The organism is Caballeronia arvi (genome assembly GCF_001544695.2).
GTDB classification, from domain to species: Bacteria; Pseudomonadota; Gammaproteobacteria; order Burkholderiales; family Burkholderiaceae; genus Caballeronia; species Caballeronia arvi.
Genome location: NZ_FCOM02000141.1, coordinates 1 through 4,840, shown reverse-complemented (window position 1 = coordinate 4,840; position 4,840 = coordinate 1). Strand labels below are relative to the sequence as shown.

4 protein-coding genes are annotated in these 4,840 nt (G+C 56.1%); 2 read left to right on the top strand and 2 right to left on the bottom strand.

The features are described 5' to 3' along the window. Window positions 1–134: 134 nt before the first annotated feature. Window positions 135–710 (top strand): recombinase family protein, encoded by a 576-nt coding sequence (locus AWB74_RS43330; RefSeq protein ID WP_061152634.1) that lies wholly within the window; start codon window positions 135–137, stop codon window positions 708–710. Between the two features lie 451 nt (window positions 711–1,161). Then, a complete protein-coding gene (locus AWB74_RS43325; protein ID WP_061152633.1) occupies window positions 1,162–1,965 on the top strand; it encodes a ParB N-terminal domain-containing protein in 804 nt (267 codons plus the stop codon). Between the two features lie 592 nt (window positions 1,966–2,557). Here AWB74_RS43325 and AWB74_RS43315 read toward each other — a convergent pair. Both AWB74_RS43315 and AWB74_RS43310 read right to left on the bottom strand, forming a co-directional pair. Beyond that, window positions 2,558–2,875 carry a hypothetical protein gene (locus tag AWB74_RS43315; protein WP_143749510.1) on the bottom strand — a complete coding sequence of 106 codons (318 nt, stop codon included), beginning with the start codon at window positions 2,873–2,875 and terminating at the stop codon, window positions 2,558–2,560. Between the two features lie 173 nt (window positions 2,876–3,048). Then, window positions 3,049–3,804: a replication initiation protein gene (locus AWB74_RS43310; RefSeq protein WP_061152631.1), complete on the bottom strand. Its 756-nt coding sequence runs from the start codon at window positions 3,802–3,804 to the stop codon at window positions 3,049–3,051. Window positions 3,805–4,840 lie beyond the last annotated feature (1,036 nt).

Sequence of the window (4,840 nt, the reverse complement as noted above, 5' to 3'; positions counted from 1 at the left end):
TTTTTTTGGCCTGATGGTGTGCGGAAACGGTCGTCTGCGAACAGTGTGCGTAGGGGCGTGCGAAATATAGCTTGAGTTAATTTCGTACAGGTCTCATAATTCGTACACCGTTTTCGTTCACCCCTGAGGCCCCAATGTCCCGCACCTTCATCTATGCCCGCGTTAGCCGTACCGAACTCATCACGAGCAACCAGCTTGAGGAAGTCAAAGCGGCCGGCTTCACGGTCGATGCCAAGCGGATCGTTGAGGAAACCATCAGCGGCAGCACGGAGGCATTCAAGCGCCCTCTGTTTGCCAAGCTCGTTGATCGTCTGGAAGCAGGGGATGTGCTGATCGTTACCAAGCTCGATAGGCTGGGCCGGTCTGCCCTTGATGTGCGGGCCACGGTCGATAGGCTGGCAGGGATGGGTGTGCGGGTGCATTGCCTCCAGCTCGGTGGCGCTGATCTCACGAGTTCGGCAGGGAAGCTGATCATGGGGATCATTTCTTCGATAGCAGAGTTCGAAAGGGACTTGATCATCGAACGCACACAGGCAGGATTGGCCCGTGCAAGGGCGGAGGGGGTCAAGCTGGGGCGGAAGTCTGCTCTGAGTCCTCAGGAGCAACAGAAGGTCCGTGAAGCCCTTGCTGAGGGGGTATCGGTGTCGCAGCTTGCCCGGGATTACAGCACCAGCCGTGCAACCATCCTGAGGGCTAAGGCAGCGGAATAAATGGTTGCTTAGTCAAGAATTACAAAAGCGATGTGCAGAAGTCCCTTTTCGATAGGCAGAGGGGCTTTCCCGGGGGTCTCCTGAGGGTCATCCGTGGGCTTTGGAGACCTTCGGTGAGTCTCCCACGGGGCCTCTTTGCAACCCCTTGGATTCCCTCAGGGAAGCCCCGGTAGAGCCTCTGGGAGCCCTTGGTTTCCTTGGATGGTCTGTGATGTGTTTCCCCTTGTTCGTCTCCCTACGGGATGCCATAGGCTCCCTTAGGTCACCCCTGAGTCTTTCCTGTGGTCTTGGAGACCTTGCGGTGATGCTCCACAGCCTTATCTGACGGGCCTGTGAGGGATTCTCAGGGGATTCTAAGGGTCTCCTATGCTTACTTCAATAAACGAAGTACGATTGCGGCCCCTGTCCCCGCCTCTCCTTTTAGGATGAGCCTACAATCTGCCCCTAATTCATGACTGACGGTTTTTACGCGACTAAGCAAGCGGTCGAGGCCAGCATTGCGGCCAACCCCATCCCGACCCCGAAGAAGCCCACCAAGCTACCCCCATCCCAGATTCTGTTCATGACGGAACTGTTCCAGCATCGGTTGGAGAAGGGCTGGGAGAGCGATAAGCACATAGCAACGTTGAAACGGGTGGTGAAGGGTGGCGATACCCTTGAGCCGCTGACCGTGTTTTGGACCGGTACCGGATGGACCTGCATTGATGGTCACCACCGAGCTGATGCGTATGAAGCGGCTGACTTCAAGGGCAGGATTCCGGTAACGGTGTTCGACGGGTCATTAGATGAGGCCATTACTCATGCAGCGATGACGAACAGCCGTGACAAGCTGCCGATGAAGCCCGAAGAGAAAACCCATGCGGCATGGCGGCTGACTGTTCTCACCCCTGACGTTTCCATCAACGATGTTCACAAGGCAACGACGGTAGCCAAATCCCGTATCAGCGATATGCGGAAGGTGCGTGACTTCATCATCGATAATCACGGTAAGGAGTACGCAGCAGATCTAAGATGGCGAGAAGCGTGGAGCCTTTGGAAGGGAGCCCATAAGGATGATGATGTTGGGTCCGATGACTGGGTTGAGCGTGAAGCTCAGAAGCTGGCGGAGCGGTTGCGAAAGACGTTCGGTAAGGAGCTTGAGCGCAACCCAGAAGTAACGTGGAGGGCGCTTGATATGTACAGCCCTAACTTGGTCGAGCGCATATCCAAGTGGTTGGGAGTGGACTGGGTTAATCCTGAAGAGCTCGAATTCTGAAGCCCCCTGTAGGACCCTCATACAGCCCTTCTGAGCGGTTCCGCGGTCTTCGAGTCCCGTACCTTCCTGAGGCCTCCCAGCCCTTCCAAGGCTATTAGATGGGTCCTAGATGGTCACGGTCTTAGAAGGAAGATCAACGTTGATCTTGGGGCTTCCACGGGGGGATGATCAAGCTTGATCATTTGGGGAACGCGCCGCCAGGTTGCAGCCAGGTGCAAGGTTGCACTTTCCCCGGGAACCAAGGAAGGAGGGAAGGAGGCAACCAAGGAACCAAGGAAGGAAGGAACCAAGGAACCAAGATGACGAACGGAGCCATTGCCCTCGGTGATGTAGCAGCACGAGCCAGCCATATCGAGGTGGCATGTTCGCGGTGTGAGCGTAGGGGCCGGTATCAGGTGGCGCGGCTGGTGGAGTCCCTTGGCCCTGAGTTCCCCATGACTGACCTTGGTGCCGAGCTGGCGAGCTGCCCCCGTAGGAATGCCTCAGCCCATAACGAGCGATGTGATGTGTACTTCCCGGGTCTGAGGAAGGTGATGTACGGGGATGATCCAGCGTCGGTCCCTGAGGGAGACTGAAGCTCACCCCTGTTGCGTCAACCCAATTCGTCCAACAGCGAAAGAAGCCTCGTCATCGTTTTGTCTGCATCCTTCCGGCGGCACATTTCAAATACCACCTGCAAATGATCCTTGCCTGAAGTGGGCTCTTGTTGCGTAGCTTTGGGCTGGTCCTGCTGCTTGGGCTCTTGTTTCGCCTTGGGCTGTCCATGAACCTGATCCATCCAGCCGTGCGGGAGCTTCAGCGCCTGTTCCATCTTGCGTGCGGTCGTTGGGCCGATGTTCTTGAATTTGGTGTTGATGTGCGACATGTACGCCTCACGCACCCCCAATCTATCGCCGAAGAGCTTCAGCATTCCCTTCTCTGGTGCCTTTGGGTCATCCCTCCGTACTACCTCCTTGAATTGCTCGAAGAGGTGTTTGAAGTTGCGGTAGCGAGTCTCTGTAACGTCCATCAGCATGGCCCCCGTAAGGCTGATCTTGTTTTGTGTGCGGGAATTATGCCTTTGTGCGGATGGGCGCGGGGTAGCTACAGGAGCCTTCCCTGAGGGTCCCTCTCGAAGGTGAAGCGTAGGGCGGTGACCTTCCTTCCTGCCTTGATCGGGTGCCAGTCGATGAGCCAGCCATCCTTTTCCGTTAGCTCCCTCACTGCGGGGTCTATCACCCATCGGCGTAGCTGGCCGAAGTCCTTTGCATGGCTCTCTTTGGCGTCCATCGCTTTGATGAAGTCCGGTACGTCCATCTGTCGCCAGCCCGTGTCTTTGAACTGCATGAGCATTTCGAGAAGGCGCCATGAGTAGATCGAGCGGAGGCCAGCAGCCTGCTTCAGTAGATAGGTGGTGTGGTTGCCACGTAGGGCTACGAGGTAAGGCGTTGCTTCGTGGCTAAACCGCAGCTCCACCCATGCTTCCCCTTCGTGATACGTGATACCCGTTACCCAATGGTCAACGTATACCTTCAGCCCTCGGCGTGTCTCTTCCTCCCTTCGGATAACCCGGTCCATCAGGGTCTTGGATACGGTCTTGAGTTGGTCGTATGCGGTGTCCGAATCCAGTCCGAAGGTCTCTGCATACTCAGCAGCCGATAGCGTCACCTTGTAGCGGCCCTGATCGAGCCTCACTGAGTCGAGCTTGGCAGCACATGACTTCACTACCCTCTGTTCAGCCAGTGTCTTCAGCCCATGCGATGCCGCTACGAGGTCATTGCGAAGGGTTACGTGTTTCTCGGATAGGTGGCGGTCGTCTGCTTCTTTGGTCAGCAGCTTGAGGGGAGCTTTACGGGCCATATTCTGAGGTTTTTCCGGTTTCTCACAGATGAATATTTCCCATCAGAATAAGCTGTAACTGAGATTGTCTCCACCCCTCAGATATCCTGAGGCACCCGGTTTCTCGTAGTTGGCGGTCTCTGGCGGTCTGTGGATAACACCGGGTTTCTCTCAGACTCACCGGGTTTCTCTCAGAGTTCACCGGGTTTTTCTCAGAATAGCTCCCCGCTAACCCAATGCCAGCAAGGGATTCAGCCCTCTACAAACGTATACAAACAGGTTTACAAACCCGGAAACCCGTAGAGAAAGAGCCCTACAGCCCCAAACCCTCCGGTTCATCTAGGTTCCTAGCTAGGTTGATAGCTAGGTAGGCGTATGGACGTATGGGCGTATGGCTGTATGGGCGTACGTATGGATGTATGTACGTACAGCCGTATGTACAGAAAGCTAGCTGTATAGCTATACGGCCCTGCAGCACCCTGCCTGCCCGGGTTGACTTCCGGACCCCAGCCGGCCCCCCTGTGGGCGTCTACGGCCCAATTTGAGGCCCCCTGATCGGCTGGAAGGCCCCCGGGGTGGGTAGGGGTCTTTTGCCTGGTCGAATGAAAATTTCTGGGGGGTGGTCCTCTCTCGTCAGCGGCTCAACAACAACCGTGAGCTTGGCCCAAATGTTCGGTTTTTGAAGGCAGGCCCCCGGGGGTTGCAAGTACCGGTCTTTTCCCTGCCAGCATTCGAAAGAAAACGAAGCTCCAGCTGCAGCGATACCAACGCGCCGCCAGTCCTGCGTTACTTGTTAGCAAACATTAGTTGTTGATCGGTGGTGGATGTCTAAGGTATTGGCCCCCTGCGGAACCCGGCGGGTCCATTGCGCACCCAATACGAACTCTCGCTTTTGCTCAGAGTGGCATAAGCTTTGTTTGCGCCCTTCGCGGCGTAACGTTGGAAGTTCCCCTGTTACCGGCCCGCTGAACAAGTGGGCTTTTTTTTGGCCTGATGGTGTGCGGAAACGGTCGTCTGCGAACAGTGTGCGTAGGGGCGTGCGAAATATAGCTTGAGT